The organism is Pseudokineococcus sp. 1T1Z-3 (assembly GCF_037482365.1).
GTDB lineage: Bacteria > Actinomycetota > Actinomycetes > Actinomycetales > Quadrisphaeraceae > Pseudokineococcus.
The window spans coordinates 60,729-85,898 of record NZ_JBBHZF010000026.1 but is presented as its reverse complement, the minus strand read 5'-3'; the positions used below and the strand labels follow the sequence as shown (position 1 = coordinate 85,898).

Annotated in this window: 18 protein-coding genes; 11 read left to right on the top strand and 7 right to left on the bottom strand. The window is 76.6% G+C overall.

The features are described 5' to 3' along the window. The first annotated feature begins 166 nt into the window (after positions 1-166). Positions 167-934 carry a hypothetical protein gene (locus WDV86_RS12490; protein ID WP_339567967.1) on the top strand — a complete coding sequence of 256 codons (768 nt, stop codon included), beginning with the start codon at positions 167-169 and terminating at the stop codon, positions 932-934. Here WDV86_RS12490 and malQ read toward each other — a convergent pair. Then, entirely contained in the window at positions 912-3,062 is a 2,151-nt protein-coding gene (malQ, locus tag WDV86_RS12485) for a 4-alpha-glucanotransferase (RefSeq protein WP_339567966.1), read from the bottom strand. The two genes, WDV86_RS12490 and malQ, sit on opposite strands and share 23 nt — an antisense overlap. A gap of 276 nt (positions 3,063-3,338) precedes the next feature. Between malQ and WDV86_RS12480 the strand changes: the two genes are divergently transcribed. From WDV86_RS12480 to WDV86_RS12460, 5 genes are all read left to right on the top strand, one after another. Continuing rightward, positions 3,339-4,736, top strand: coding sequence for a sensor histidine kinase (locus WDV86_RS12480; RefSeq protein WP_339567965.1), 1,398 nt, complete (start codon positions 3,339-3,341; stop codon positions 4,734-4,736). Then, entirely contained in the window at positions 4,733-5,473 is a 741-nt protein-coding gene (locus WDV86_RS12475; protein ID WP_339567964.1) for a response regulator transcription factor, read from the top strand. Before WDV86_RS12480 ends, WDV86_RS12475 begins: the two co-directional genes overlap by 4 nt. 160 nt (positions 5,474-5,633) lie before the next feature. Continuing rightward, complete coding sequence (locus tag WDV86_RS12470; RefSeq protein ID WP_339567963.1) at positions 5,634-6,428, top strand: ABC transporter ATP-binding protein; 795 nt, start codon at positions 5,634-5,636, stop codon at positions 6,426-6,428. 3 nt (positions 6,429-6,431) lie between these two features. Next, the gene (locus WDV86_RS12465) at positions 6,432-9,023 is read left to right on the top strand and encodes an FtsX-like permease family protein (protein ID WP_339567962.1); all 2,592 of its coding nucleotides are present in this window, start codon (positions 6,432-6,434) and stop codon (positions 9,021-9,023) included. A gap of 143 nt (positions 9,024-9,166) precedes the next feature. Next, positions 9,167-11,389 carry a prolyl oligopeptidase family serine peptidase gene (locus WDV86_RS12460; RefSeq protein ID WP_339567961.1) on the top strand — a complete coding sequence of 741 codons (2,223 nt, stop codon included), beginning with the start codon at positions 9,167-9,169 and terminating at the stop codon, positions 11,387-11,389. Between the two features lie 4 nt (positions 11,390-11,393). Here WDV86_RS12460 and WDV86_RS12455 read toward each other — a convergent pair whose 3' ends face one another. Together WDV86_RS12455 and WDV86_RS12450 are read right to left on the bottom strand one after the other, a co-directional pair. Beyond that, complete coding sequence (locus WDV86_RS12455; RefSeq protein ID WP_339567960.1) at positions 11,394-11,873, bottom strand: hypothetical protein; 480 nt, start codon at positions 11,871-11,873, stop codon at positions 11,394-11,396. Further along, the gene (locus WDV86_RS12450; protein ID WP_339567959.1) at positions 11,870-12,361 is read right to left on the bottom strand and encodes a hypothetical protein; all 492 of its coding nucleotides are present in this window, start codon (positions 12,359-12,361) and stop codon (positions 11,870-11,872) included. The genes WDV86_RS12455 and WDV86_RS12450 overlap by 4 nt, the downstream gene beginning before the upstream one ends. Positions 12,362-12,505: 144 nt before the next feature. Here WDV86_RS12450 and WDV86_RS12445 point away from each other — a divergent pair, with 144 nt between their 5' ends. The 4 genes from WDV86_RS12445 (at position 12,506) to WDV86_RS12430 (ending at position 17,704) form a co-directional block, all read left to right on the top strand. Further along, positions 12,506-14,266, top strand: coding sequence for an SDR family oxidoreductase (locus WDV86_RS12445; protein WP_339567958.1), 1,761 nt, complete (start codon positions 12,506-12,508; stop codon positions 14,264-14,266). A 60-nt stretch (positions 14,267-14,326) separates the two neighbouring features. Then, complete coding sequence (locus WDV86_RS12440) at positions 14,327-14,728, top strand: globin (RefSeq protein ID WP_339567957.1); 402 nt, start codon at positions 14,327-14,329, stop codon at positions 14,726-14,728. 68 nt (positions 14,729-14,796) lie between these two features. After that, on the top strand, positions 14,797-16,527 hold the full coding sequence (locus WDV86_RS12435; protein WP_339567956.1) for a glycoside hydrolase family 13 protein: 1,731 nt from the start codon (positions 14,797-14,799) through the stop codon (positions 16,525-16,527). A gap of 82 nt (positions 16,528-16,609) precedes the next feature. Beyond that, positions 16,610-17,704 (top strand): sugar-binding domain-containing protein, encoded by a 1,095-nt coding sequence (locus WDV86_RS12430; RefSeq protein WP_339567955.1) that lies wholly within the window; start codon positions 16,610-16,612, stop codon positions 17,702-17,704. Between the two features lie 41 nt (positions 17,705-17,745). Here WDV86_RS12430 and WDV86_RS12425 read toward each other — a convergent pair whose 3' ends face one another. After that, the gene (locus tag WDV86_RS12425; RefSeq protein WP_339567954.1) at positions 17,746-18,249 is read right to left on the bottom strand and encodes an acyl-CoA thioesterase; all 504 of its coding nucleotides are present in this window, start codon (positions 18,247-18,249) and stop codon (positions 17,746-17,748) included. Between the two features lie 432 nt (positions 18,250-18,681). Between WDV86_RS12425 and WDV86_RS12420 the strand changes: the two genes are divergently transcribed. Then, complete coding sequence (locus WDV86_RS12420; RefSeq protein WP_339567953.1) at positions 18,682-19,716, top strand: acyl-CoA thioesterase; 1,035 nt, start codon at positions 18,682-18,684, stop codon at positions 19,714-19,716. 188 nt (positions 19,717-19,904) lie between these two features. Here WDV86_RS12420 and ettA read toward each other — a convergent pair whose 3' ends face one another. Genes ettA through WDV86_RS12405 form a run of 3 tightly spaced genes read right to left on the bottom strand, consistent with a single transcriptional unit; the run spans position 19,905 to position 25,138 of the window. Beyond that, the gene (ettA, locus tag WDV86_RS12415; RefSeq protein WP_339567952.1) at positions 19,905-21,587 is read right to left on the bottom strand and encodes an energy-dependent translational throttle protein EttA; all 1,683 of its coding nucleotides are present in this window, start codon (positions 21,585-21,587) and stop codon (positions 19,905-19,907) included. 9 nt (positions 21,588-21,596) lie between these two features. Beyond that, entirely contained in the window at positions 21,597-23,372 is a 1,776-nt protein-coding gene (locus tag WDV86_RS12410; protein WP_339567951.1) for a GTPase, read from the bottom strand. Beyond that, positions 23,369-25,138: a hypothetical protein gene (locus WDV86_RS12405; protein WP_339567950.1), complete on the bottom strand. Its 1,770-nt coding sequence runs from the start codon at positions 25,136-25,138 to the stop codon at positions 23,369-23,371. Before WDV86_RS12405 ends, WDV86_RS12410 begins: the two co-directional genes overlap by 4 nt. Positions 25,139-25,170: the final 32 nt, after the last annotated feature.

Below are 25,170 nucleotides of genomic sequence, written 5' to 3'. Positions count from 1 at the left end.
CGGGGCGCGGTGCGTCGTGCCGGTCGACGCCACCGCGGTCGCGTCAGCCCGACCTGGCCCATCACCGCGGAGGTCTGAACTGGAGCACCCTTGTGGGTCCGCAGATCGCGGCGCAGACTTGCCAGACCGAGGCGCCCGCCCGCCGCCCGGACCCGAGGAGGTCGCCGTGCCCGACCAGACCCGCTCCCCGCGCCCCAGCAGCACCCGCAGCAGCACCCCTGACGTGCTGCCCGTCCTGTCCCGCGGCCGCCACCGCAGCCCCCGCCACGGGGCCTGCTTCATGGAGATGGCCTCCTTCCTCGCCGGCGAGCGGTGGAGCGACCACCCCCGGTGCACCCACCCGCTGCTCGCCCGGCTGGCCCGCGAGGTCAACGACCGCACGAGCGACGACGCCCGGCCCCGCCTGGGCCTGCTCGTGCCGGCGGTCGTGGGGCTCACGGACGAGGACCCGGCCACGGACGCCCGCCTCGCCCTGACGTGCGCCCGCCGGGCACTGCCCGTGGCGCCTGAGGACCAGCAGCGCGCGCTCGCGGTCTCCCTGCTCGTCGGCGAGGAGATGCTCGCCGACCTCGAGGGCCGGCCCGAGGGCAGCCTCAGCGCTGCGACGGCGGCCGCGCTGCAGGACGTCCCGCTCGCCGCGGCGTGGGCCCGCCAGTTCCTGGCCCGGACGGGTCACGAGCGGCGCTCCAGCCGCGGCCGCAGCGCGCTGCTGCGCGACTACCGACGGCACGGGGCGACGTCGGCCGTCAGCACGGCCGTGCGGGGCATCTCCCTCGCCGCGCGCGCCGACGTCGACGCCGAGCTGCACGACCTGCTCGCCGAGGCGGTCGCCCTGGTGGCCGCCGCGCCGACGTCGACGACCCCGGTCGCCGAGCAGGCCTGGGCGGCCGGGTGGGACGACGCCTGCCGGCTCAGCGCGGCGGGTCGTCGCTGAGCAGCGCCGCGAGCAGCGAGCGCACCCGGGGCCGGCTGGGCAGGTCCTCGACGAGCACCGGGTCGCCCGCGCCGTCGCCGAGCGGTACGCGCCAGTTCGGGTACTGGTCGTAGGTCCCCGGCTGGTTCTGGGTGCGCCTCTCCCCTACCGCGTCCGGCAGCGAGACCCCGAGCAGCCGGCTGGGTGCCGCCCGCAGGAGCCGGTGCAGCCCGTCGACGAGCTGGCGCTCGGTCGGGTCCTCGGGCACGAGGCCGCGCTCGGAGAGCTGCGCGAGGACCGATGCGCGGTCGGCCTCGTCGACGCGCCGCTCCTCCTCGACGTCACGGGTCAGCAGGCCCAGGCGGTCGCGCAGGTCGATGTGCTCGCCCGCGAGGTAGCCCGCCGTCGGCGGCAGGTCGTGGGTCGTCACCGTCGCCATGCAGAGCTCGCGCCACCGCTCGGGCGGCAGCGGCGAGCCGTCCTCCGTCCGCTCGAACCACAGCACCGAGGTGCCGAGGACGCCGCGCTCGCGCAGGTGGTCACGCACCCAGGGCTCGACGACGCCCAGGTCCTCCCCGACGACGACGGCGCCCGAGCGCTGGGCCTCCAGGGCGAGGATGCCGACCATCGCCTCGTGGTCGTAGCGGACGTAGGTGCCGGCCTCGGGCCCCAGCCCGGCCGGGACCCACCAGAGCCGGAACAGGCCCATGACGTGGTCGACCCGCACCCCGCCCGCGTGCCGCAGGACGGTGCGGATCATGTCCCGGTACGGCGCGTAGCCGAGCCGGGCGAGGCCGTCGGGCCGCCACGGCGGCTGGCTCCAGTCCTGCCCCTGCTGGTTGAAGGCGTCCGGCGGCGCGCCGACCGTGATGCCCCGCGCGAGAGCTGGTCCGAGCGTCCAGGTGTCGGCGCCGGTGGGGTGCACGCCGACGGCGAGGTCGTGCACGATCCCCAGGGCCATGCCGGCGCGGGTCGCCGTCCGCTGGGCGTCGTCGAGCTGGGAGTCGACCACCCACTGCAGCCACTCGTGGAAGCGGACGTCCCCGGCGACCTCCTCGCGCAGACGGGCCTGTCCCTCGCTGCCGTGGTCGTGGGCCTCCGGCGGCCACTGCGAGGACGGCAGCCCGAAGCGGTCGGCGAGCGCGCACCACGTGGCGAAGTCGGTGAGCCCCTGGCCCTCCCGCGCGACGAAGGCGTCGAGGTCGGCCTCGCGCGCGGCCGAGCGGCCGGAGTCGAAGACGGTGCGCAGCGCCGAGCGCTTGGCGGCCCACACGGCGTCGCGGTCGACGAGCGCGCCCTGCGCGGACACGGAGCGCTGCTCCTCGGCGGCCCACTCCAGCAGCGCACGCTCGGTCGAGGGCAGGTAGGCGGTCTCGCGGACGTCCTCGACCCGGATGTAGACCGGGTTGACGAAGCGGCGCGTCGTCGGCAGGTACGGCGAGGGCTCCATCGGCGCGACCGGCTCGGCGCTGTGCAGGGGGTTGACGAGGACGAAGTCGGCGCCGTGCTCGCCGCCGCTCCAGCTGGCCAGCTCGGCGAGGTCGGCGATGTCCCCCAGGCCCCACGAGCGGCGCGAGCGCACCGAGTACAGCTGGACCATGAGGCCCCAGTGCTGGCCGTCACGCACGCCCTCGGGCAGCTCAAGCCGGGAAGGGGTGACGACGAGCGGCGCGCTGGCGGTCGGCTTACCGCCGCGGTCCGCGCCGACGCGGACCCGCAGCTCGTGCCAGCCGAGCGGGGTGTCGGCGGGGACGGCGAAGACGGCGCGCCCGACGAGCCCCCCGTCGACCTCCCGCGGGTCGGTCCAGACTCCAAGCTGGCTGAGCGGGACGGTGCCGCCGCCCTCGAGGAGCAGCTCGGCGTCGACGTCCTCGCCGTCGGGCAGGTGGACGGCGACCTCGCCCACCCGGCCGTCCCGCAGCACCACGACGGGCGGCAGCGTGCGCCGCCACGGCGCCTCGTCGTGGGCGAGCAGCGCGGCCTCGACGGCCTCCTCGCCGTCGGCGTCGACGTCGAGCGCGGCCAGGACCGCGACGACGGTGCTGGCCGGCACGTCGACGTGCTTGCCCTGCCAGTCGTCGTACTCGACGGCGACGCCGTAGCGCTCGGCGAGCTCCGTGAGGCGGGCGGAGGGGGCGTCGTCGGGCATGGAGCTCCGTCCGTGCGGGTCGTGGCGAGCAGGGCTGGCGATCACGTCGGGGGTGAGGTGCTCCCCGACGTCCGGGTCGGGTGACGAGCCAAGGCCCGTCCGCGCGCGATGCTGCCAGAGCGCCCCGGAGCGGGCCCCTCGACGCCCCCACGTCCACCCCTGCCCTCCGGCGGCCGCACCCGCGGGCGGCCGCCGCGTGGCGGGGCGGCGTCCGACCTGAGGACGACGACCCCCGGTATGACGACCGAGGCGGTCGGCGGCTCCTACGCTCGGCGGGTGGACGAAGGAACGGGCCGCTACGCCGGCACGGCTCCCCGTCCGGGGCGGGTGCGGGGGCCTCGACCGGTCCGGCCGACGACGCTCCCGGACGCGCGCCAGGGCGACGACCGCAGCCGTCGCTGGGACGGCCCCGAGAGGGTCTTCGACCGGGTGTCGGCGTGGGTGCGCGAGCACCCGCTGGTCGTGGACCTGCTGCTGACGGCGGGGCTCGTGGTCGTCCTCGTCGGGCCCGAGCTGCTCTACCCGATCGACGAGCGGTTCCTGCGAGCCACCCTGGCCGTGGCCCTGGTGCTGCCGGTCGCCCTGCGGCGCGTCGCCACGCGACTGGCCTTCGTCCTGGAGGTGGTCGCCGGTCTCCTCGGCCTCCTCCTGCTGGGCTACGGATGGTTGCCCGCCTCGGCGGCCGCCCTCGTCGTGGTGCACGCGGTCGTCGCCTACGACTCCCGGCGGGCCGGCCGGCTCGTCCTCGTCGTCGGGGTCGTCTCCGCGGTGGCGCTCGTGGGGCGCACCTACGGCTTCTCCTCGACCGGCCTCGGCGTCCTCGACTTGCGCCCGTACATCCTCGCCGGTGGCGGCGTCCTGCTCGTCGTCGCGGCGTGGTCGATCGGCCACCTGACCCGCGTGCGCGCCTCGCACGAGCGCGCGCTCGCCGAGCGGGCGCGGCTGCTCGAGGCCGAGCGCGACCAGCAGGCCGTCATCGCCACCGCCGCCGAGCGCGCCCGCATCGCGCGGGAGATGCACGACGTCGTCGCCCACTCCCTCTCGGTCGTCGTCGCCCAGGCCGACGGCGGGCGGTACGCCGCGCGGGCTGACCCGGCGGCGGCGGTCCGGGCGCTGGAGACCATCGCCGGGACAGGCCGGCAGGCGCTCGGGGACATGCGGGGCCTGCTCGGGGTGCTGCGCCAGGACGAGGCGGCCCGGCGCACGCCGCAGCCCGGGTCCGGCGACGTCGAGTCCCTCGTCGCCGAGGTGCGGGCGGCGGGTCTCGACGTCCGCCTGGAGGAGACGGGCGCGCGCCGGCCCCTGCCGCCGAGCCCTGGCCTCGCGGTCTTCCGGATCACGCAGGAGGCGCTGACCAACGTGCTCAAGCACGCCGGCCCGCAGGCCCGTGCGCTCGTCCGGCTGCGGTGGCTCGCCGACGCCGTGGAGGTCGACGTCCTCGACGACGGGCGCGGCGCCGCCGCGACGCCCGGGCACCCCGGCGGGCAGGGCCTGGTGGGGATGCGCGAGCGCGCCGCCCTCGTCGGCGGCCGCGTCGAGGCGGGCCCGATGCCCGGTGGGGGGTGGCGGGTGCGGGCGCTCCTGCCGGACGACGCCCCGCCGGTCGCCGTCCCGCCGCCCGCACGCACCGCCACCGGCTCCGCCGAGCCCCCCGCACCGGTCCGCACGTGGTGAGCGAGAGCTCTGGGCGGGACGACGCCGGACCGCTGCGCGTCGTCCTCGTCGACGACCAGCCGCTGGTCCGGGCCGGCTTCACGATGGTCGTCGACAGCCAGCCCGACCTGGAGGTCGTCGGTCAGGCCGGCGACGGCGCCGCGGCGCTGCAGCTCCTCGGGGACGTCCCGGCCGACGTCGTGCTCATGGACGTCCGGATGCCGCGCATGGACGGGCTGGAGGCCACCCGCCGGCTCACCTCCCGCCCCGACGCGCCGAAGGTGGTGGTGCTCACCACCTTCGACCTCGACGAGTACGTCATGAGCGCCATCGCCGCCGGCGCGAGCGGCTTCCTGCTCAAGGACGCCGAGCCCGAGGATCTGCTGCGGGCCATCCGCACCGTCCACGCGGGCGACGCCGTCATCGCCGCACGTGCGACCAGGGCGCTGCTGCAGCACGTCGGGCCGATGCTGCGCACGGCGACGACCACCGCCGAGGTCGCCGCGCCCGACCACGCGGACGCCGCGGCCCTCGCGACGCTGACCCCCCGGGAGCGGGAGGTGCTGGCGCTCATGGCCCGCGGGATGTCCAACGCCGACCTCGTGGCCTCCCTCGTGGTCTCCGAGGCGACGGTCAAGACCCACGTCGGCCGGGTGCTCGCCAAGACCGGCTCGCGCGACCGGGTGCAGGCCGTCGTCCTGGCCTACCGCTGCGGGCTCGTGCGGCCCGAGGACCTCCTGCGCGACGCCGCGGGCTGACGCCCTCGCCGCCCAGGTCGGCGACGGCGTCCGACCACGGTCTGACGAGGGCACGTGCGCAGGACCAGACCTGCGACCGACGCGGCCGCAGGACGGGCGTCCCTAGCGTCGCCGTCGAGCGCCGCACCCGGCGCCGAGCACCCGACCCGGAGGTCTCGCCGTGCCCCTCGCCCGACCCCGCCCCGCCCCGCCCGCACCGTCGGCCAGCGCCTCGGCCGGCGCCACCGAGGCCGTCGCCGCCGTCCGCGCGCAGGCGCTCACCAAGGTCCACGGCCGCGGCGAGACCGCCGTGACCGCGCTCGACGGCGTCGACGTCTGCGTGACCCGCGGGTCCTTCACCGCCGTCATGGGCCCCTCGGGGTCGGGCAAGTCGACGCTGCTCAACTGCCTCGCGGGGCTCGACGACGCCACGTCGGGCCGCGTCTGGGTCGGGCCGCAGGAGGTCACCGGTCTCTCCGAGAAGGCCCTGACGCGGCTGCGGCGCGACCGCATCGGCTTCGTCTTCCAGTCCTTCAACCTGCTGCCCGTCCTCACCGCGGGCGAGAACATGCTGCTGCCGATGGTGCTGGCGGGGCGGCGGCCCGACGAGGCCTGGCGCGCAGAGGTCGTCGAGCGGCTCGGGCTGGGCGACCGCCTGGGGCACCGCCCCGCCGAGCTCTCAGGGGGCCAGCAGCAGCGCGTCGCCGTGGCCCGGGCGCTGCTGCCCCGCCCGGACGTCGTCCTCGCCGACGAGCCGACGGGCAACCTCGACTCCCGGACGGGCGCGCAGGTGCTGTCGCTGCTGCGCAGCGCCGCCCGCGAGACGGGCCAGAGCGTCGTCATGGTCACCCACGACCCGGCCGCGGCGGCCTACGCCGACCGCGTCGTCCTGCTGGCCGACGGACGCCTCGCCGGCGAGGTGGCCGACCCCACCCCCGACTCGGTGCTCGCGGCGCTCGCCGCGCTGGGGGGCTGAGACGTGCTGCGCCTCAGCCTGGCCCAGATCCGGCACACGGCCGGACGGCTGCTCGCGAGCGCCACGGCCGTCGTCATCGCCGTCGCCTTCGTCGTGGTGACCCTCGTCGGGGGCGCGACGTCGACGGCGGGCGTGCGCGGCGCGCTGGCGGCCCCCTACGTCGGCGCGGACCTCGTCGTCAAGCCCTCCGGCCAGCTCCCGCCCGGCAGCGAGGACGACCCCTTCGCCCTGCCACCCTCGCTGGCCGGGGCCGCCGACGCGGTGCGCGGCGTCGACGGGGTGGCGGCCGTCGCCGTCGACCCCGACCTCGCCGTGGAGCTGGCCGTCGACGACGCGTCAGGGTCGACGTACGTCTCCGTCCAGGCCGTCGAGCCGCCGGGCTCCCCGCTGCGCTGGCAGCACGTCTCGGCCGGGCGCCTCCCCGAGCGGCTGGGCGAGATCGCGGTGAGCGACCGCGTCGCGGCGGCCGTCGGCGACGTCGTCACGGTCGTCCCGCCGACATCGCCGCCGACCGGGGAGCCGACTGAGGGCTCCGCGGCGGAGGGCTCGCCGGAGCCGCCGACGCACCCGGCCGAGGACGTCGAGGTCGTCGGCGTCCTCGACACGGACGGCGACCCCCAGGCGAGCCTCATGCCGCAGGCCGCGGTGACCAGCGACCAGGCGGCGGCGTGGGCGGTGTGGCCGGCGGCACGGCTGCGGGTCGCGGCAGCACCGGGCACGGGCACGCAGGCGCTCTCCGCCGCCGTGACGCAGGTCGCCGGGAAGGCGCTCGGCGTCCCCGTCACGACCTCACCGGCCGAGGAGGTGGTCGACCGCGCCGTCGACGAGCAGACCGGCGGGGCCCTGGAGCTCGTCGCGCTGCTCCTCGCCTTCGCCGTCGTGGCCCTGCTCGTGGCGGGCCTCGTCATCGCCAACACCTTCGCCGTGCTGCTGGCGCAGCGGACCCGCGAGCTGGCCCTGCTGCGCTGCGTCGGCGCCTCGCGCGCCCAGGTGCGCCGCGGCGTCCTGGCCGAGGCGCTCGTCGCCGGGCTCGTCGCCTCGGCGCTGGGCACGGCGGCCGGGGTCGCCCTCGTGGCGACGGGTCTCGCCGTGGCCGGCCGGCTCGACCTGCCCGTCCCGCTGGCGGACCTGGCGGTGCCGTGGTGGGCGGTCCTCGCCGGGATGGCCACGGGCACCCTCGTCACCGTCCTCGCGGCCACGAGCCCCGCCCGGGCGGCGACCCGGGTGTCACCGCTGGCGGCGATGCGCCCGCTCGACAAGGCGCCGCTGCGCTCGGGCGGAGGACTCCTGCGGCTGGTGCTCGGCCTCGTGCTCCTCGTGCCGGGCGCGGCCGTGCTCGCGGTGGCGTCCGCGCGCGGCGAGCTGGTGCTCGGCGTCGCCGCCGGCGTGCCGACGTTCCTCGGCGTCGTCCTGCTCTGCCATCGGGTCGTTCCGCCGGTCGTCGGCCTGGCCGGGCGGCTGGCCGCCCGGCTCGGCGGGGTGCCGGGGCGGGTCGCCGCGGGCAACGCCGTCCGGGTGCCCCGGCGTACGGCGGCGACGGCGACGGCACTCCTCGTCGGCGTGACGCTCGTCAGCACCTTCCTCGTCGGCGCGGCGTCGACCCGGGCGACGGTCACCGAGCGGCTCGCCGCCCAGTACCCGGCGGACGTCGTCGTCCTCGGCATCGACCTCTTCCTCGGCGACGACGGGAGCGAGGCCGGGCTGCCGGCGGAGCTGGCGCCGCAGGTCGGAGACGTCGACGGGGTGACCAGGGCGTCGGAGGTGACGGGCGCCGAGGTGGACCTGGACGGCCTGGCGGTCACCGCCCTCGGGCTGGACGCCGGGACGGACGCCGTCGTTCGCTCGCCGAGCGCGGTGGCGCCGGCCGACGGAGAGGTCCGCGTGGGGCCGGGCTACGCCTCGCTGAACGGGCTGACCGACGGGCAGGTCGTCGTCGCGACGGGTGCCGCGGGCTCGGCGGACCTCGTGGTGCGAGTCGGTGGGAGCAGCGACTGGCCGGTCGTGGCGACGGCGCAGCTGGACCGGCTGGCCGGGACGGCACCCGTCGTCCAGGTCTGGGGCCGGTTGGCCGATCCCGACGGCGCCGGCACCTTGGCCACGGTGGACGCCGTCGGCGCGGTGGCGACGGAGGCCGTCCCCGGCGCCGTCGTCCAAGGAGCCGCGCTCGTGCGCCAGGGCCTCGACGACGTCCTCGAGACGTTGCTGCTCGTCGTGACGGGCCTGCTGGGCGTCGCCGTCGTCATCGCGCTCGTGGGCGTCGGCTCGACGCTCTCGCTGTCGGTCGTCGAGCGGCGCCAGGAGATCGGGCTGCTGCGCGCGCTGGGCCTGCCGGCGAGCGGGGTGCGGCGCACGCTGCTGTGGGAGGCGGGGCTCGTCGCCGGGGTGGCGTCGGTGCTCGGTGTCGCCCTCGGTGTCGTCTTCGGCGTCGCAGGGACCTCGGCGGCCCTCGCGTCCGAGGCGAGCGTCGTCGTCGACGTCCCGTGGCTCCGGGTGCTCGCCGTCGTCGCCGCGGCGACGACGGCCGGGATGCTCGCCTCGGCCCTGCCGGCCCGCCGCGCCGGCTGCATCCCGCCCGTGGCGGCGATGGCGGCCTGAGCCTGCTCGGCCTGGCCCGGTCGGGCACGAGGCAGCCGGGTGGTGGTGCGCAGCGGGGGGACGCACCACCACCCGGCCCGACCGGGACGGCGAGAGGCGTGCCGGCGGGGGCGGTTGTCGGTGCCCGCTCCTACGGTGGCGGCGTGACCGACGCCTCCAGCCTCCCCACCCACGGCCCCGCCGCGTCGACGACGCCGCAGCCCTACCCGCCCGCGCGACGTGACGACGTCGCGGAGGACCTGCCGGCCGGCTCGCCCAGCGCGACGGTCAGCGACCCCTACCGGTGGCTCGAGGACGCGGCGTCGGAAGAGACGCAGGCCTGGTCGCAGGCGCAGGACGCCCTGCTCGCCGAGCACCGCGCCGGGTGGACCGGGCGCGAGGAGGTGCAGCAGCGGCTGACGCAGCTGCTGTCGACCGGGGCGGTCGGGGTCCCGGTCTGGCGCGGCGCGCGGCGCTTCTCCACCCGCCGCGAGCCCGGCGCCGAGCACGGCGCTCTCCTGGTGCGCGAGCCGGCCGACCCGGCCGACCCGGGCGGCGAGCAGGTCGAGCGGGTCCTCGTCGACCCGGTCGTGCTGGACCCGAGCGGCCTGACGACGCTCGACGCCTGGCAGCCGAGCGTCGAGGGCGACCTGCTGGCCTACCAGGTCTCCGAGGGCGGCTCGGAGGAGAGCGTGCTGCGGGTGCTCGACGTCGCGAGCGGCGAGGTGGTCGACGGGCCGCTGGACCGGGCCCGCTACTCCCCCGTCGCCTGGCTGCCCGGCGGCGGCGCCTTCTACTACGTGCGCCGGCAGGCCCCCGAGCTCGTGCCCGACGGGGAGGAGCAGTTCCACCGGCGCGTGCTGCTGCACGTCGTCGGCGCGCCCGAGAGCGAGGAGGTCGAGGTCTTCGGCGCCGGTCACGACCTGCGCACCTACTTCGGCGCCTCGGTCTCCCGGGACGGGCGGTGGCTCTCCGTCGTCGCGTCCGTCGGCACCGATCCCCGCAGCGACGTCTGGCTCGCCGACCTCGGCGAGGGCTCCGCCGCCGCCGCTGCGCCGCCGCTGCACGAGGTGGTCGTCGGGCAGGACGCGAGCACCTCGGTGCGCGTCGGCCGCGACGGCCGGCTCTACGTGAGCACCGACCTCGGCGCGCCGCGCGGGCGCCTGGCCGTCGCCGACCCGCACTCCCCTGGGCCCGAGCACTGGCAGGACCTGCTCGCCGAGCGTGACGACGCCGTCCTCGGCGGCTGGACCGTCCTCGACGGCCCCGAGCTCGGCGACGCACCGGTGCTGCTCGCCGCCTGGACGACGCACGCGGTGAGCAGCGTCGCCGTCCACGACCTGGCCACGGGCGCCCTGCTCCGGGAGGTGCCGCTGCCGGGCACGGGCAGCGTCGGCAATCTCGTCTCGCGCCCCGAGGGCGGCCACGAGGCGTGGTTCACCTTCACCGACCCGACGACGCTGCCGCACGTGCACCGCTTCGACGCGCGCACCGGTGAGGTCGAGCTCGTCGAGGGGCCGCCGGGGGCCTCCGCCTCGGACGAGCCCGAGGTCGCCACGACGACCCAGCAGCTGGAGGTAACGAGCGCCGACGGCACGACCGTCCGGGTGCTCGTCACCGCCCGCGCCGACGCGCTCGACGACGACGGCCGGCCGCTCGCCGCCGCGCCGCTCGTCCTCTACGGGTACGGCGGCTTCGGCATCTCGCTGGGCCCGACCTGGTCGGCGTCGACGCTCGCGTGGGTCCGCTCCGGCGGCGTGTGGGCGCAGGCCGGGCTGCGCGGCGGCGGCGAGGAGGGCGAGGAGTGGCACCGCGCCGGCATGGGCCCGCACAAGCCGCGGGTCTACGAGGACCTCGAGGCGGCCGCCGACGGGCTCGTCGAGCGCGGGTGGACGACGACCGGGCAGCTGGGGATCTTCGGCGGCTCCAACGGCGGGCTGCTCGTGGGGGCGGCGCTGACCCGACGTCCGTCGGCCTACGCGGCGGTCGTGTGCTCGGCGCCGCTGCTCGACATGGTCCGCTTCCAGCTGCACGGCCTGGGTCGCACGTGGGCCGGTGAGTACGGCGACGCGACCGACCCCGAGCAGCTCGGCTGGCTCCTGGCGCACTCGCCGTACCACCACGTGCGCGCCGACGAGCCCTACCCCGCGACGCTCTTCACCGTCTTCGACGGCGACAGCCGGGTCGACCCCCTGCACGCGCGCAAGCTGTGCGCGGCGCTGCAGGCGGCGACGTCCCGGTCCGCCGACGAGGCACCGGTGCTGCTGCGCCGCGAGAAGGACGTCGGCCACGGCGCCCGCGCGATCAGCCGCACGGCGGGCCTGTCCGCCGACGTCCTCGCCTTCCTCGGCGACCGCCTCGGGCTGGACGTGGCCCGGGTGCCGTGAGCGGCTAGCCCGCCGCCGCCCGGGCCACCTCCAGGCGGCGCTGCAGCTCGCGGGCCTGGTCGTCGGTCATGCCGATCAGCGGGGTGGTGTCGCCGAAGCGGCCGTGGCCGCGGAGGTACGGGGTGTCGCTGTAGGTGTCGGCAGGCCGGACCTCGGCGACGTCCGCCCACGGGGTCACGCAGCCGCGGCCGACGGCGGCCCTGCGCCGGACGCCCCCCGGCTCGAGGTGCTGCCGCTCGTGCACCGCCGCCAGGTAGGTGACCGCCCCGCCGACGAAGACGAACGCCCAGATGGCGGCCAGGACGTACCCGAACCCGCCGCCTCCCTCGGACGCGGTCACGACCACCTGCAGCACGACCGCGAGCACGACCGCGACGAGGTAGCCGAGCACGAAGCGCCTCATGCGTCGCGACTGGGTGGAGAAGCTCGTCGGCAGCCCCTCGACGTCCACGACGAGCGCGCCCGACGTCGCCCCCTCGCTCACGGCGCCTGACCCGCCCGCTCACGGGCCTCGTCCAGGCGCCGCTGCAGGTCCAGCCCCTGCTGGCGCGTCATGCCGCCCAGCCGGATCGTCCGGCGGCCCGTGGCCGTCGGGAGGATCTCGCCGTAGCGGTGGTGCACGCCGGGTGCTCGGACCTCGCTGACCTCGGCCCACGGTCGAGGCGCACCACCCCGGAGACCTCGCCGCTCCCGGTAGCCGGAGGCCTCGAGCAGGACGTGGTCCATGCGTGAGAGGACGACCAGCAGCCCGCCGAGGAGGAGCTGGGACCCACCCGCCACGAGGCCGAGGGCACCCGCCCCCGAAGCCTCGACGGCCAGCAGCACGAGAGCGACCAGGCCGACCAGGGCGACGAGGACGCCGACCACCAGCTGCACCCGCTGCATCGGCCGCGCCCACCGCCGCGGGAAGCCGTCGAGGTCGAGGCGCACGTCGCCCGTCACCCGCTCCCTCTGCGCCCCCTCGTCGACCACGACCGGAGTCTGCCGCCGAGTGCGACGACGACGTCGCACTCGGCGTCGCTTCGCGACAAAGTCACACATCGCGAAGAAGGGGGCGCTTCGAGCGCCCCGCCGGACTGCCGCGCGCGCCGGCCCCGGCGGGTCGAGCATGGGTCCATGGGTGAGACGCAGGGGGACAGCCAGCACGAGGGCTCGACGGAGCCGGGCGCCGTCCGGAGCCCGGTCAACGGGCCGGGCGACGGCGACCTCGGCGGCAGCGACGTGCGCGGGGCCGACCTGCGCCGGGACGCGAGCGCCGTGGACGACGCCGTCCGCGCCACCTACCGGAAGGACGGCTCGACGCCGCTCGTGCTCGTCACCGGCGTCACCGGCTACATCGGCGGACGCCTCGTGCCGCAGCTGCTGTCCGCCGGCTACCGGGTGCGGGCGATGGCCCGCCGCCCCGAGCGGCTCGCCGACCGCCCCTGGTACGACGACGTCGAGATCGTCGACGCCGACGCCCACGACGTCGAGCAGGTGTCGGCGGCCCTGCGGGGCGTCGACGTGGCCTTCTACCTCATCCACTCCCTCGGCTCGGGCAAGGACTTCGAGCGTCTCGACCGCTACACCGCCCGGACCTTCGTCACGGCGGCGCGGGACGAGGGTGTCGGCCGCGTCGTCTACCTCGGTGGGCTCTACCCCGAGGACGTCGAGCTCTCCGACCACCTCAGCTCGCGCAAGGAGGTCGGCGACATCTTCCTCGCCTCCGGGGTGCCGTCGGTCGTGCTGAAGGCCGCCGTCATCATCGGCTCGGGGTCGGCGTCCTTCGAGATGATGCGCAACCTCACCGACCTGCTGCCGGCGATGGTGACGCCGAAGTGGGTCACCTCGCGCATCCAGCCGATCGCCGTGCGCGACGTGCTGCGCTACCTCGTCGGCACGGTCTCCCTGCCCGAGGGCACCAACCGGGGCTTCGACATCGGCGGCCCCGACGTCCTCACCTACCGCGAGATGATGCAGCGCTACGCCGCCGTCGCCGGCCTGCGCCCCCGCGTCATCGCGCCGCTGCCGGTGCTGACGCCGGGGCTGGCCTCGCACTGGACCGGGATGGTCACGCCCGTCCCCAAGAACATCGCCAAGCCGCTCATCGGCAGCCTCGTGCACGACGTCGTCTGCAAGGAGGACGACCTCAAGCAGTGGGTGCCCGACCCCGACGACGGCCTCATCGGCTTCGAGGAGTCCGTGCGGCTGGCCCTCACCCGGATCCGCGACTACGAGGTGGAGACGTCCTGGCGCTCGGCCAGCCTGCCGGGGGCCCCCAGCGAGCCGCTGCCGACGGACCCCGACTGGGCCGGCGGCGCGCTGTACGAGGACGACCGGAGCACCGTCGTGCAGGCCCCCGCCGAGCACCTGTGGGCCGTGCTGCAGGGCATCGGCGGCACCAACGGCTGGTACTCCTTCCAGCTCGGGTGGTGGACCCGGGGGGTCATGGACCAGGTCTTCGGCGGGCCGGGGCTGCGGCGTGGTCGGCGCGACCCCCTGCACCTGAGCGTCGGGGACGCCCTCGACTGGTGGCGGGTCGAGGCGATCGAGCCCGGGAGGCTCGTGCGCCTGCGCGCCGAGATGCGGCTGCCTGGCCTGGCGTGGCTGGAGCTGTCCGTCGAGACGGGCGCCGAGGCCAAGCATTCCGGCCGCATGCCCGAGGGCACCGCCGACGACGCCGTCGTGTTCCACCAGCGGGCGCTGTTCCACCCTCGCGGTCTGCCGGGGCGCCTGTACTGGACGGCCATCGTGCCTTTCCACGCCGTCGTCTTCGGCGGCATGCAGCGCAACGTCGCCAAGGCGGCCGAGGACGCCTACGCGAGCAACCCCGACGCCGGCGCGCTGCTGCGCGAGCAGGCGGAGGCCGAGATGCGCCAGCGGGCGCCCGCCGCCTGAGGCCTGACCACCACCCAGCCGCGGTGGGGCCTCACCCGTGGCTGGGCGAGACTGGGACGCGTGCGCATCCAGGGACCAGCCGGTCAGCAGACCTTCTACGACGCCGTCGGCGGGCACGAGACCTTCGTGACCCTGGTCGACCGCTTCTACGAGGGCGTCGCCCAGGACGACGTGCTGCGCCCGATGTACCCCGAGCAGGACCTCACGGGGGCGCGCGAGCGCCTCACGCTCTTCCTCGAGCAGTACTGGGGCGGCCCGACGACGTACTCCGACACCCGGGGCCACCCGCGGCTGCGGATGCGGCACGCCGGCTTCGCCGTCGGGCCCGTCGCCCGCGACCGCTGGCTGCTGCACATGCGCGCGGCCGTCGACTCCCTGGACCTGCCCCCGCTGCTGCACGCCGAGCTGTGGGACTACCTGGAGCGGGCCGCGCACAGCCTCCTCAACACCTTCGACGGCTGAGCCTGCGAGCGGGCGGGACACGCGGTCCGCCCCGGCGGCGGCCACGCTCGCGCCGGTAGGTTCGCGGGGTGTCGACACCTCCCGAGACCGCCGTCGAGCCGACCCCCGCCGCCGCCGGCGGGCAGTGGTGGCGCTCCGCCGTGATCTACCAGGTCTACCCGCGCTCCTTCGCCGACTCCGACGGCGACGGCATGGGTGACCTGCCCGGCATCACCGCCCGGCTGCCGCACCTGGTCGAGCTGGGTGTCGACGCGCTGTGGCTCTCGCCGTTCTACACCTCGCCCCAGCACGACGCCGGCTACGACGTCGCCGACTACCGCGACGTCGACCCCCGCTTCGGCGAGCTCGCCGACGCCGACGTGCTGCTGGCCCGGGCGAAGGAGCTGGGGCTGCGGGTCGTCGTGGACCTCGTGCCCAACCACACCTCGTGGGACCACGCCTGGTTCCAGCAGGCGCTGGCCGCGGCGCCCGGCAGCCGCGAGCGCGCCCGCTACCTCTTCCGCGACGGCCGGGGCGAGGACGGCGAGCTGCCGCCGACGAGCTGGCGCTCCGTCTTCGGCGGGTCGGCGTGGACGCGCGTCACCGAGCCCGACGGCCGCCCCGGCCAGTGGTACCTGCACCTGTTCGACGTCTCCCAGCCCGACCTGGACTGGACCAGCCCCGAGGTCGTCGAGGAGTTCCACGACGTCCTGCGCTTCTGGCTGGACCGGGGCGTCGACGGCTTCCGGGTCGACGTCGCCCACGGCCTCGTCAAGGCCGAGGGACTTCCGGAGTGGGACGCCGAGACCGAGATGATCACCGGCACCCTGGCCGGCCAGCACGGGGAGGCCCGCACGCCCCCGCCGATGTGGGACCAGGAGGGCGTGCACGAGATCTACCGCGGCTGGCGGAAGGTGCTCGACTCCTACGACGGCGACCGGATGCTCGTCGCCGAGGCGTGGGTCGAGCCGCTGGAGCGCCTGGCCCGCTACGTGCGCGCCGACGAGATGCAGCAGGCGTTCAACTTCGCCTACCTCGTCGCGCCGCTGGAGGCGACGGCGCTGCAGGAGGCCGTCGACGCGACCGTCGAGGCGATGGGCGCCGTCGGGGCCCCGCCCACCTGGGTGCTCAGCAACCACGACGTCGTCCGGCACGCCACCCGGCTGGTCATGGACGCCGGCGGCAACCCTGACGGGCTCGACCCCGACGCGCCGCCGCCGGACGCCGCCCTCGGCCTGCGGCGGGCCCGCGCGGCGACGCTGCTCATGCTGGCGCTGCCGGGCAGCGCCTACCTCTACCAGGGCGAGGAGCTGGGCCTGCCCGACGTCGCCGTCCCGGCGGACGCCCGGCAGGACCCGACGTGGGAGCGCTCGGACCACGCCGTCCGGGGCCGCGACGGGTGCCGGGTGCCGATGGCGTGGGAGTCGGGCGCGCCCTCGTACGGCTTCGGCCCGACGTCGGCGTCGTGGCTGCCACAGCCACCGGAGTACGGCGAGCTCGCGCTGGACCGCCAGCGCGACGTCCCCGGCTCGACGTACGAGATGTACCGGGCGGCGCTGCGCCTGCGGCGCGACCTGGGTCTCGGCTCGTCGGCGGCGCTGGCCTGGACCGACCTCGGCGGCACGGCAGAGGTCGAGGACGGGGTCCTGGCGCTGCGCTCCGCCGGGGTGCTCGTCGTCGCGAACCTCGGCGAGGCACCGGTCCCGCTGCCGGACGGCGCCGAGGTGCTGCTCGTCAGCGGCGAGCTGGCGGCCGACGGCGACGCGCGGATGCTGCCGCCCACGACCACGGCGTGGTTGCGCGACGTCACGGGCGGCTGACCGGGTTCCTCCGAGAGGCTCGCCCCACTACGGTGGCTGCACCGCTCAGGTGAGCGGCTCCTTCTCGCAGATGAGAGCCACGGTGAGCCTCGACGACGTCCGTCCGCCGGTCCCGCGCGCGGCGCGCGAGCGCGCCGGGACGACGACGACCCGCGGCTCGCGCGCCACGGGCACCGCCGCGGAGCACCCGCCGGGGCCGACCGGTCTCGTCCTGCTCGGGGAGGTCGCCCGCCGCTTCCACGTCCTCGGGCACAGCAAGGTCGCCATCGCCGAGGACCTCGGCATCAGCCGTTTCAAGGTCGCCCGCCTGCTCGACGAGGCCGCCGAGCGCGGCGTCGTCCGCGTGACCGTCGTCGTGCCCGGCGGTACCGACCCCGAGCGCTCGGTCGCCCTGGCCCAGGTGCTCGGGCTGGAGCGCACGGTCGTCGTCGAGGTCCCGACCGGCGACGTCGACGGCGTCCGTCGGCACGTCGGCCGCGCCCTCGCGGGTCTGCTGGAGGAGCTGCTCGTCGAGGGCGAGGTGCTCGGTCTCACCTGGAGCCGGACGCTCGCGCACGCCGCCGCCGAGCTGGGGCAGCTGCCGCGCTGCACCGTCGTCCAGCTCGCCGGGGCGCTCGACGACGGCGGCGCCAGCACGGTCGAGATCGTCCGCCGCGCGGCCGCGGCCGGGGGTGGGCGCGCCCTCCCGGTCTACGCCCCGCTCGTCACCGCGGACGCGGAGACGGCGACCGCGCTGCGGCGCGACCCCGGCATCGCGGCCGCCCTGCGCGGCGTCGACCGGCTCAGCACGGCCGTCGTCGCCGTCGGCGGGTGGGCGGAGGGCTCCTCGACGATCTGGCCGGCGGTCACGGCGGAGGAGCGCGCGGCAGGCGTGGCCGGTGGGGCCGTCGCCGAGATCAGCGGGCGCCTGCTCGACGCCGACGGCCGGCGCGTCCCGAGCGGCTTCGACGACAGGGTCGTCGCCCTGGAGCTGGAGCAGCTGGAGCGTGTGCCGGAGGTGGTCGCCGTCGCCTACGGCGCGGCCCGCGCGCCCGCCGTCCTCGCCGCCGTGCGCTCAGGGCTGCTGACGAGCCTGGTCGCCGACGCCGGGTTGGCCGACGCCCTGCTCGCCCTGCCGCCCGAGCTGCTGCCGGGGTGCGACCCGGACGACGAGCTGCCCGGGGACGCCGACGTCTGAGCTCCGGCCGGCCGGCCGTCGTCGCGGCGGGGCGGTCCTCCTCAGCCCGTCGCCTGCTCCCGCTGACGGCGGCGCAGCTCGACGGGTGGGCCGGACATGTCCTCGAGCATCGTCTTCTCCTGCGGCGTCATGCGCCGCGGGCGGCCGGTGCCCAGGTCGACGAGCACGATGGTCGACTCGGCGCGGGCGTAGACCACCCAGCCCTCGGCGTCGGGGCGCAGCGTCGCCCCTCCGCCCGGCGCGTCACCCGCACGACCGCGGATCTCGTAGCCGAGGTCGAAGCTGGCACCGGACAGCCGGCTCGCCCAGAACCGGACGGTGACGGGCTCGTACTGGTACTCCAGCGGGGCGAGGTACTCGACCTCGTTGCGGGCGACGATGGTGCCGGTGCGGCCGGGGGCGTCCGACGTCGTCTCCCCGCTCCGGAAGCGGAAGCCGAGGATGCGCGCGTCCTCCATGAGCCGCACGTACTGCACGTTGTTGACGTGCCCGTAGGCGTCCATGTCGGACCAGCGCAACGGGACGAGGACCTCTCTGGCGGGCATAGGCGAATCGTCGCAGGGGCCGACCGGTGCTCCTGCCGCGGCTGGTGGCGCGGACACCGGGGTGTCCCCGACGCCGGCGGCTCGAAGACTGCGGCGGCACCGAGGTGACGACCTCCGAGGCAGAGGAGTGGGTCGCCGCGACGACGACGAGAGGTGCTCCCGCTGGACGCTCCGCGGGCCCGCGGTCGGCGGCGAAGCCGGCCGCCCAGGCCACGCGGCACGAGGCGGGGCGGGTGGTGCGTGTCCTGCCCGGCGCCGGCCCTCGACGCCGTGCACGTCGAGGTGCCGCACCGACGCCGGGTGGTCGCGGACCCGGGGCTCGTCGCCGTCCACCGCGCCGGAACCGACGTCGCCGTCGACGTGGGCGACGGCGACGACGAGGGCCTCTCGACACGCAGACGCCATGCCGCGAGGCACCGGTACGGTCGCCCGGTGCTGGACACCGACGGAGCGCAGCAGCTACCCCGCCTCGACGACGACCACGCCGGTCGACCCGGTGAGGCGCTGAGCGCGCTGCTCGGCGTCCTGGACCTCGCCGCGGAGGGCCTCGACGACCGCGGCCAGGACCAGTTCTCCGGTGCGAGCCTCCCCCAGCCCCACGGCCGGGTCTTCGGCGGGCAGGTGCTGGCCCAGTCCGTCGTCGCGGCCTCGCGCACCATCGCGGACGCCACCGCGCTGGAGGGCGCCGACGACGACGCGCTCGCCGGGCCGGAGAGCCGGCCGCTGCACTCGCTGCACGGCTACTTCCTTCGGCCTGGGGACTCCTCGGCGCCCATCACCTTCGCCGTCGAGCGCCTGCGCGACGGCCGCTCCTTCAGCGCCCGGCGCGTGCACGCCCTGCAGGGCGGGCGGCCGATCCTGTCGATGATCGCCTCGTTCCAGGTCCCCGCCGACGGCCGCGAGCACCAGGACCCCGCCCCCGTCGTGCCCGGCCCCGACGACGTGCCCGGCACCGAGCAGATGCTCGGCACCGAGGCGGCGCCGCCGACCTGGCGGGCCCCCGACGGCGACGTCGCCGCGACCGACGGCGGGCGCGGCGCCGACCTGCTCACGTGGGCCCGGACGTGGGCCGCGCAACGGCCCGTCGAGGTGCGGCACGTCCCCGTCGCCGACCTCCCGCCCGGGGAGGAGCAGGTCGTGTGGCTGCGCGCCCGCGGCGACCTGCCCGACGACCCGGTGCTGCACCGCGCCCTGCTGGCCTTCGCGAGCGACGACTCCCTTCTGGAGCCCGTCATGTCCCGCCAGGGCCTCACGTGGGCCACCCGCGGCATCCGCGTCGCGAGCCTGGACCACGCGATGTGGTGGCACCGCCCCGCCCGGGCTGACGAGTGGCTGCTCTACCGGCAGCGCTCCCCCAGCGGCTCCAGCGACCGCGGCCTCGCGACCGGGTCGATCTTCCGTCGCGACGGCGCCCTCGTCGCGACCGTCGCCCAGGAGGGCATGGTCCGCGCCCCCCGGCCGTCCTGAGGCCGCGAGCCCCCGGACTTCGTCGCCGTTCTCCGTCCGCACGGCCCCGTCGGACGGGCTTCGTAGCCCTTCTCCGTCCTCCGGACCCCACCAGACGGACTTCGTGGCCTCTCTCCTCCCGAGGCATCGACGACGACGGCCCGGCACCACCAGGTGCCGGGCCGTCGTCGTCAGAGCGCTCGACGTCGTCAGTCGCGCGTGAGCCGCCGGTAGGTCACGCGGTGCGGGCGGGTGGCGTCGGGACCGAGCCGCTCGACCTTGTTCTGCTCGTAGGAGGCGAAGTTGCCCTCGAACCAGTACCAGCTGGCCGGGTTCTCGGGCGTCCCCTCGTAGGCGAGGATGTGCGTGCAGACCCGGTCGAGGAACCACCGGTCGTGGGAGATCACGACGGCGCAGCCCGGGAAGTCGAGCAGCGCGTTCTCCAGGCTGCCGAGGGTCTCGACGTCGAGGTCGTTCGTCGGCTCGTCGAGCAGCAGCAGGTTGCCGCCCTCCTTGAGCGTCATCGCGAGGTTGAGGCGGTTGCGCTCGCCACCGGACAGGACGTCGGCGGGCTTCTGCTGGTCGGGGCCCTTGAAGCCGAAGGCCGAGACGTAGGCCCGCGAGGGCATCTCCACGTTGCCGACCTGGATGTAGTCGAGGCCGTCGGAGACGGTCTCCCACAACGTCTTGCCGTGGTCGAGGCCCTGGCGACCCTGGTCGACGTAGGAGATCTTCACGGTGTCGCCGACCTTGACGCCGCCGCCGTCGGGCTCCTCCAGCCCCACGATCGTCTTGAAGAGCGTCGTCTTGCCGACGCCGTTGGGGCCGATGACGCCGACGATCCCGTTGCGCGGCAGGGTGAAGGACAGGTCGTCGATGAGGACGCGGTCGCCGAAGCCCTTGCGCAGCCCTGAGACCTCGATGACCTGGCTGCCCAGGCGCGGGCCCGGCGGGATCTGGATCTCCTCGAAGTCGAGCTTGCGGGTGCGCTCGGCCTCGGCCGCCATCTCCTCGTACCGCGCCAGACGGGCCTTGGACTTGGTCTGGCGGCCCTTGGCGTTGGAGCGGACCCACTCCAGCTCGTCGGCCAGGCGCTTGGCCATCTTGGCGTCCTTCTTGCCCTGGACCTCCAGGCGCGCCTGCTTCTTCTCCAGGTAGGTGGAGTAGTTGCCCTCGTAGGGGTAGAGCCGGCCGCGGTCGACCTCGGCGATCCAGCCCGCGACGTTGTCGAGGAAGTACCGGTCGTGCGTCACGGCCAGGACGGCGCCGGGGTAGACGGCCAGGTGCTGCTCCAGCCACGTCACGCTCTCGGCGTCCAGGTGGTTGGTGGGCTCGTCGAGCAGCAGCAGGTCGGGCTTGGACAGCAGCAGCTTGCACAGGGCGACGCGACGCTTCTCCCCGCCGGACAGGACGGTGACGTCGGCCTCGCCGGGCGGGCAGCGCAGCGCGTCCATCGCCTGCTCCAGCTGGGAGTCCAGGTCCCAGGCGTCGGCGGTGTCGATCTCCTCCTGCAGCGCGCCCATCTCGCTCATGAGGGCGTCGAAGTCGGCGTCGGGCTCGGCCATCTCCAGGCCGATCGCGTCGAAGCGCTCCTTCTTGCGGACGATGTCGCCGAGGCCGTCCTTGACGTTGCCGAGCACGTCCTTGTCCGCGTCCAGGCTCGGCTCCTGCTCGAGGATGCCGACGCTGTAGCCCGGGGACAGCCGCGCCTCCCCGTTGGAGGGCTGGTCGAGCCCCGCCATGATCTTCAGGATCGTCGACTTGCCCGCGCCGTTCGGCCCGACGACGCCGATCTTGGCGCCGGGGTAGAAGGACATGCTGACGTCGTCGAGGATCACCTTGTCGCCGTGCGCCTTGCGCGCCTTGGTCATGGTGTAGATGAACTCGGCCATGACGCCAGGCTAGTGGGCGGCGCCGGGCCCTCCCGCCGCGCCGTGGCGGCCTCGGCGACCGTGCCGGCCGGCACGGCGAGCGAGCCGCCCGGTCGTCGGCGACAGCGCCTCGCGCACCTGCTCGTGCTCGGCGAGCACCGCGGTCACCGGCCGGAGCACGGCGTCGACGGCGACCGTGCGCACGGCGGCGTCCAGGCGCTCCTGGGCGCTCCGGCGCTCCCGCCGAGCCCCCGCCGCCGCGACCCGACGCGCGAGCGCCGCCAGCACCGCACCGAGCAGGAGCCCGCCGACGAGCAGGGCCGTCGGCAGCGGGAGCACCCGGGTGCCGTCCTCACGCGCCGGCCCGACCGCCGGCACGGGCAGGGGCGGCAGCTGCAGCCACGCGGCGACGCCCAGCCCGACCAACCACACGAGCCCGGCGAGCGCGGCCAGCGCGAGCAGCAGCTGGGCGACCGCCGCGACGCCCCACCAGGCCGGCGTCGCCCGCGGCAGCTCGACGCCGACGACGGCGCGGTCGAGGGCGTCGGCGACGTCGGTGCCCTCGGGCGCGGCGGCGGTCCGCACGGCCCCGGCCCAGCGCGGGGGCAGCCCTGCGGCCGCCCGCACCCCGACCTCGCGGCCGGCGAGGTCGACGGCGGCGCGCTGCGACGGCGTCGGCGCGGGCACCGAGCTGACGACGAGCTCCGGCGCGCCGCTGCCGGTCTCGGCCATGCGGCGCTCCAGCCCGAGACGCCGCAGCGGCTCGCGCCGCAGCCGGGAGGTCCACCGGAGCAGGGGCCACCCCGTGCGGCGCAGCGCGCGCCGACGGTGGTCGGCCTCGACGGCGCCGACGACGGCAGGCACCCCGGCCGCCGCCCCGAGCGCGACCACGAGCTCGTCGGCGCCGTCGACGTCCTCGGGCGCGGGGACCTCGCGCGGCTCGGGCGCCGTCGAGCGGGCCAGGTGGGCGCGGACGTCCTCGAGGTCGGCCTCGGTGCGCCGCAGCGCCAGCGCACGGGCGGCCACGGCGTCGGCCAGCCGGGCGCGCAGCGCGCCGACGCCCTCGCCCGTGCGGGCCGACGTCGTCACGACGTCGACACCGGGCAGGCCGTCGGCGACCAGGAGCCGCCGCAGGTCGGCCTGCGCCGCCCGGGCGTCGTCGGGCGGCAGCCGGTCGACCTGGTTCAGCGCGAGCAGGACGACGTCGTCGTGGCCGGCGAGACGCCGCAGGTAGGTGGCGTGCAGCGCGTCGTCGGCGTACTTCTGCGGGTCGACGACCCACACGAGCAGGTCGACGAGGCGCACGAGCCGGTCCACCTCGAGCCGGTGGGCGAGGGCCGTCGAGTCGTGGTCGGGCAGGTCGAGCAGCACGAGGCCGTGCAGGTCGGCCTGGTCGCCGGCGTCCAGCGCGCTCTCCCGCTCGGTGCGGTGCCGGCGCGGCACCTCCAGCCAGTCCAGGAGCTCCTCGGACGGCTCGGGGCCCCAGACGCACGCGGTCGGCGTCGCCGTCGTCGGGCGCCGCGCACCGACCTGGGAGAGCGGCAGCCCCGCGAGGGCGTTGAACAGGCTCGACTTGCCGCTACCCGTGGCGCCGGCGAGCGCGACGACGGTGCGACCGCTGCCCAGCCGGAGCCGCTCGTCAGCGCGCTGCAGCACCGGCTCGGCGGCGGCGACGGCAGCCGGGTCGAGGCGCGCCCCGCCGAGCGCGACGGCCGCGCGCAGGGCCGCCGCCCGCTCGGCGAGGGCGGCGCCGTCGACGACGCCCTCGGGCGCGGCGGTCCCTCGCCGTCCGAGCCGTGGGCTCACGCGTCCACCGCCCGCGCCGCGGCCACGTCGGCGAGCGCGGTCTCCAGGCGCCCCGCCGCCTCCCGGTCGACGCCGACGCCGTCGAGGGCCTCCACCAGCCGGCGGCGGGGGACGTCGACGAGCTCGTCGACGCGGCGCAGCAGGTCCGCCCGGGCCTGGGCGGCGAGCGCGCGCACGGCGGCGTCCCCGAAGACGGCCTCCAGCAGCCGCTGCCCGACGGCGGCGGCGCCGACGCCGACGCCCACCTCGGCGCCGGTGGGGATGAAGGCGGTGCTGGCGAAGACGACGACCATGAGCGCGACGCCGAGCGCGTTGACGCCGAAGGACAGCACCCGCGCCCGGGTCCGCCGCCCCTCCCCCTCGGCGCGGACGAGGTCGAGGACGCCCCGCTGCCAGTCGCGCACGAGCCGGGTGACGCGCTCGTCGAAGCCGTCGGGCAGCTCCAGGGCGGGCCCGGCGACCGCGAGCGCCTGCGCACCCGCCGGTCTCGTCTCCCAGCGCTCGCGTGTGCGGTCCAGCGCCGCGACGCACCGGGCGCGGACGAGGTCGGCGACGCCGGAGCGGACGGCCTCGCCGACGGGCTCCGGCCCCGGGGCGGGGCCGCCGCGGACGAGGGCGCCGAGCCGGTCGCGCAGCCGGCCGACCGCGGCGTCCAGGGACCGGAAGAGCTCGCCGGTGCCGACGAACTCCTGCCAGCGGGCGAGCACCTCGCCGCGCAGGAGGGTGCCGTCGGTCAGCTCGGTCTCCAGCTCCTCGCGGCCGACGGCGAAGGCGGCGACGACGTCGGCGCGCAGCGCCTCGGCGGCGGCGCTCTGCGCGGTCGCTGCACCCGCGACCGGCGCGAGCCGGTCGGGCAGGGAGTCCAGGGCGCCGGTGAGGGTGCGGCGGACGACGGTCGAGCGCTGCCGGGCGTCACCGGCGAGGGTGTCGAGCCACCCGCGCAGGGGCGCCACCGCTGCCTCGGGCAGCAGGCCGTCGACGGCCGCGTCGCCGTCGCTGCTCTCCAGCACGGTGAACAGCGGCGCTCCGCCCAGGCCGCCGTCGCGGAGCATGGTCGCGAGGTGGCCACGCACCTCGCGCAGCACGGCGGCGTCGCCGGGGCCGGAGGGCACACGGTCGAGGACGACGGCGACCGAGGCGCCCCGCCTCGCGGCGCCGGCGAGCAGCTCCCACGGGACGGCGTCGGCGTAGCGCGAGGCCGTCGTGACGAACACCCAGAGGTCGGCGGCCGACAGCAGCTGGACCGCGAGCGCGCGGTTGGCGTCGACGACGGAGTCGACGTCAGGCGCGTCGAGCAGCGCCAGGCCGACCGGGACGGCAGTCGAGGCCACCAGCCGCAGGCCGCTGGCGGCCGGGCTCTCGGCGGTGGCGGGCCCGCCGGGCTCCTCGGCGCCGGTCGAGCGCGCGAGCGCCGGCAGCACCCGCTCCCCGGTGAACCAGGCGGCGTCGTCGGGGTGGTGGGCGAGGACGGGCGCCCGGGTCGTCGGCCGCAGCGCCCCGGCCCGCGAGATGCGCTCGCGCAGCAACGAGTTGACGAGCGTCGACTTGCCCGCCCCGGTGGACCCGCCGACCACGGCGAGCAGCGGCGCGTCGATCTGCCGCAGCCGCGGCAGGAGGTAGTCGTCGAGCTGGTCGCGAAGCCCGGCGGCGGCCGTGCGGCTGCGGCCGGCGTCGGGCAGGTCCAGGGGGAGGTAGAGGCCGTCGAGCTCGCCGCGCAGCCGCTCCAGCGCCGTGAGGAGCTGCCCGCCGTCGCCCGCTCCGCTCACGGCGCACAGCCTGCCAGGCGGGGCCGGCGTCC

Coding starts and splice junctions, on each gene's coding strand:
- malQ (WP_339567966.1), bottom strand. CDS start 3,062: ATGCCCGACGACGCCCCCTCCGCCCGCCTCACGGAGCTCGCCGAGCGC.
- WDV86_RS12445 (WP_339567958.1), top strand. CDS start 12,506: ATGGGTGAGACGCAGGGGGACAGCCAGCACGAGGGCTCGACGGAGCCG.
- WDV86_RS12425 (WP_339567954.1), bottom strand. CDS start 18,249: ATGCCCGCCAGAGAGGTCCTCGTCCCGTTGCGCTGGTCCGACATGGAC.
- ettA (WP_339567952.1), bottom strand. CDS start 21,587: ATGGCCGAGTTCATCTACACCATGACCAAGGCGCGCAAGGCGCACGGC.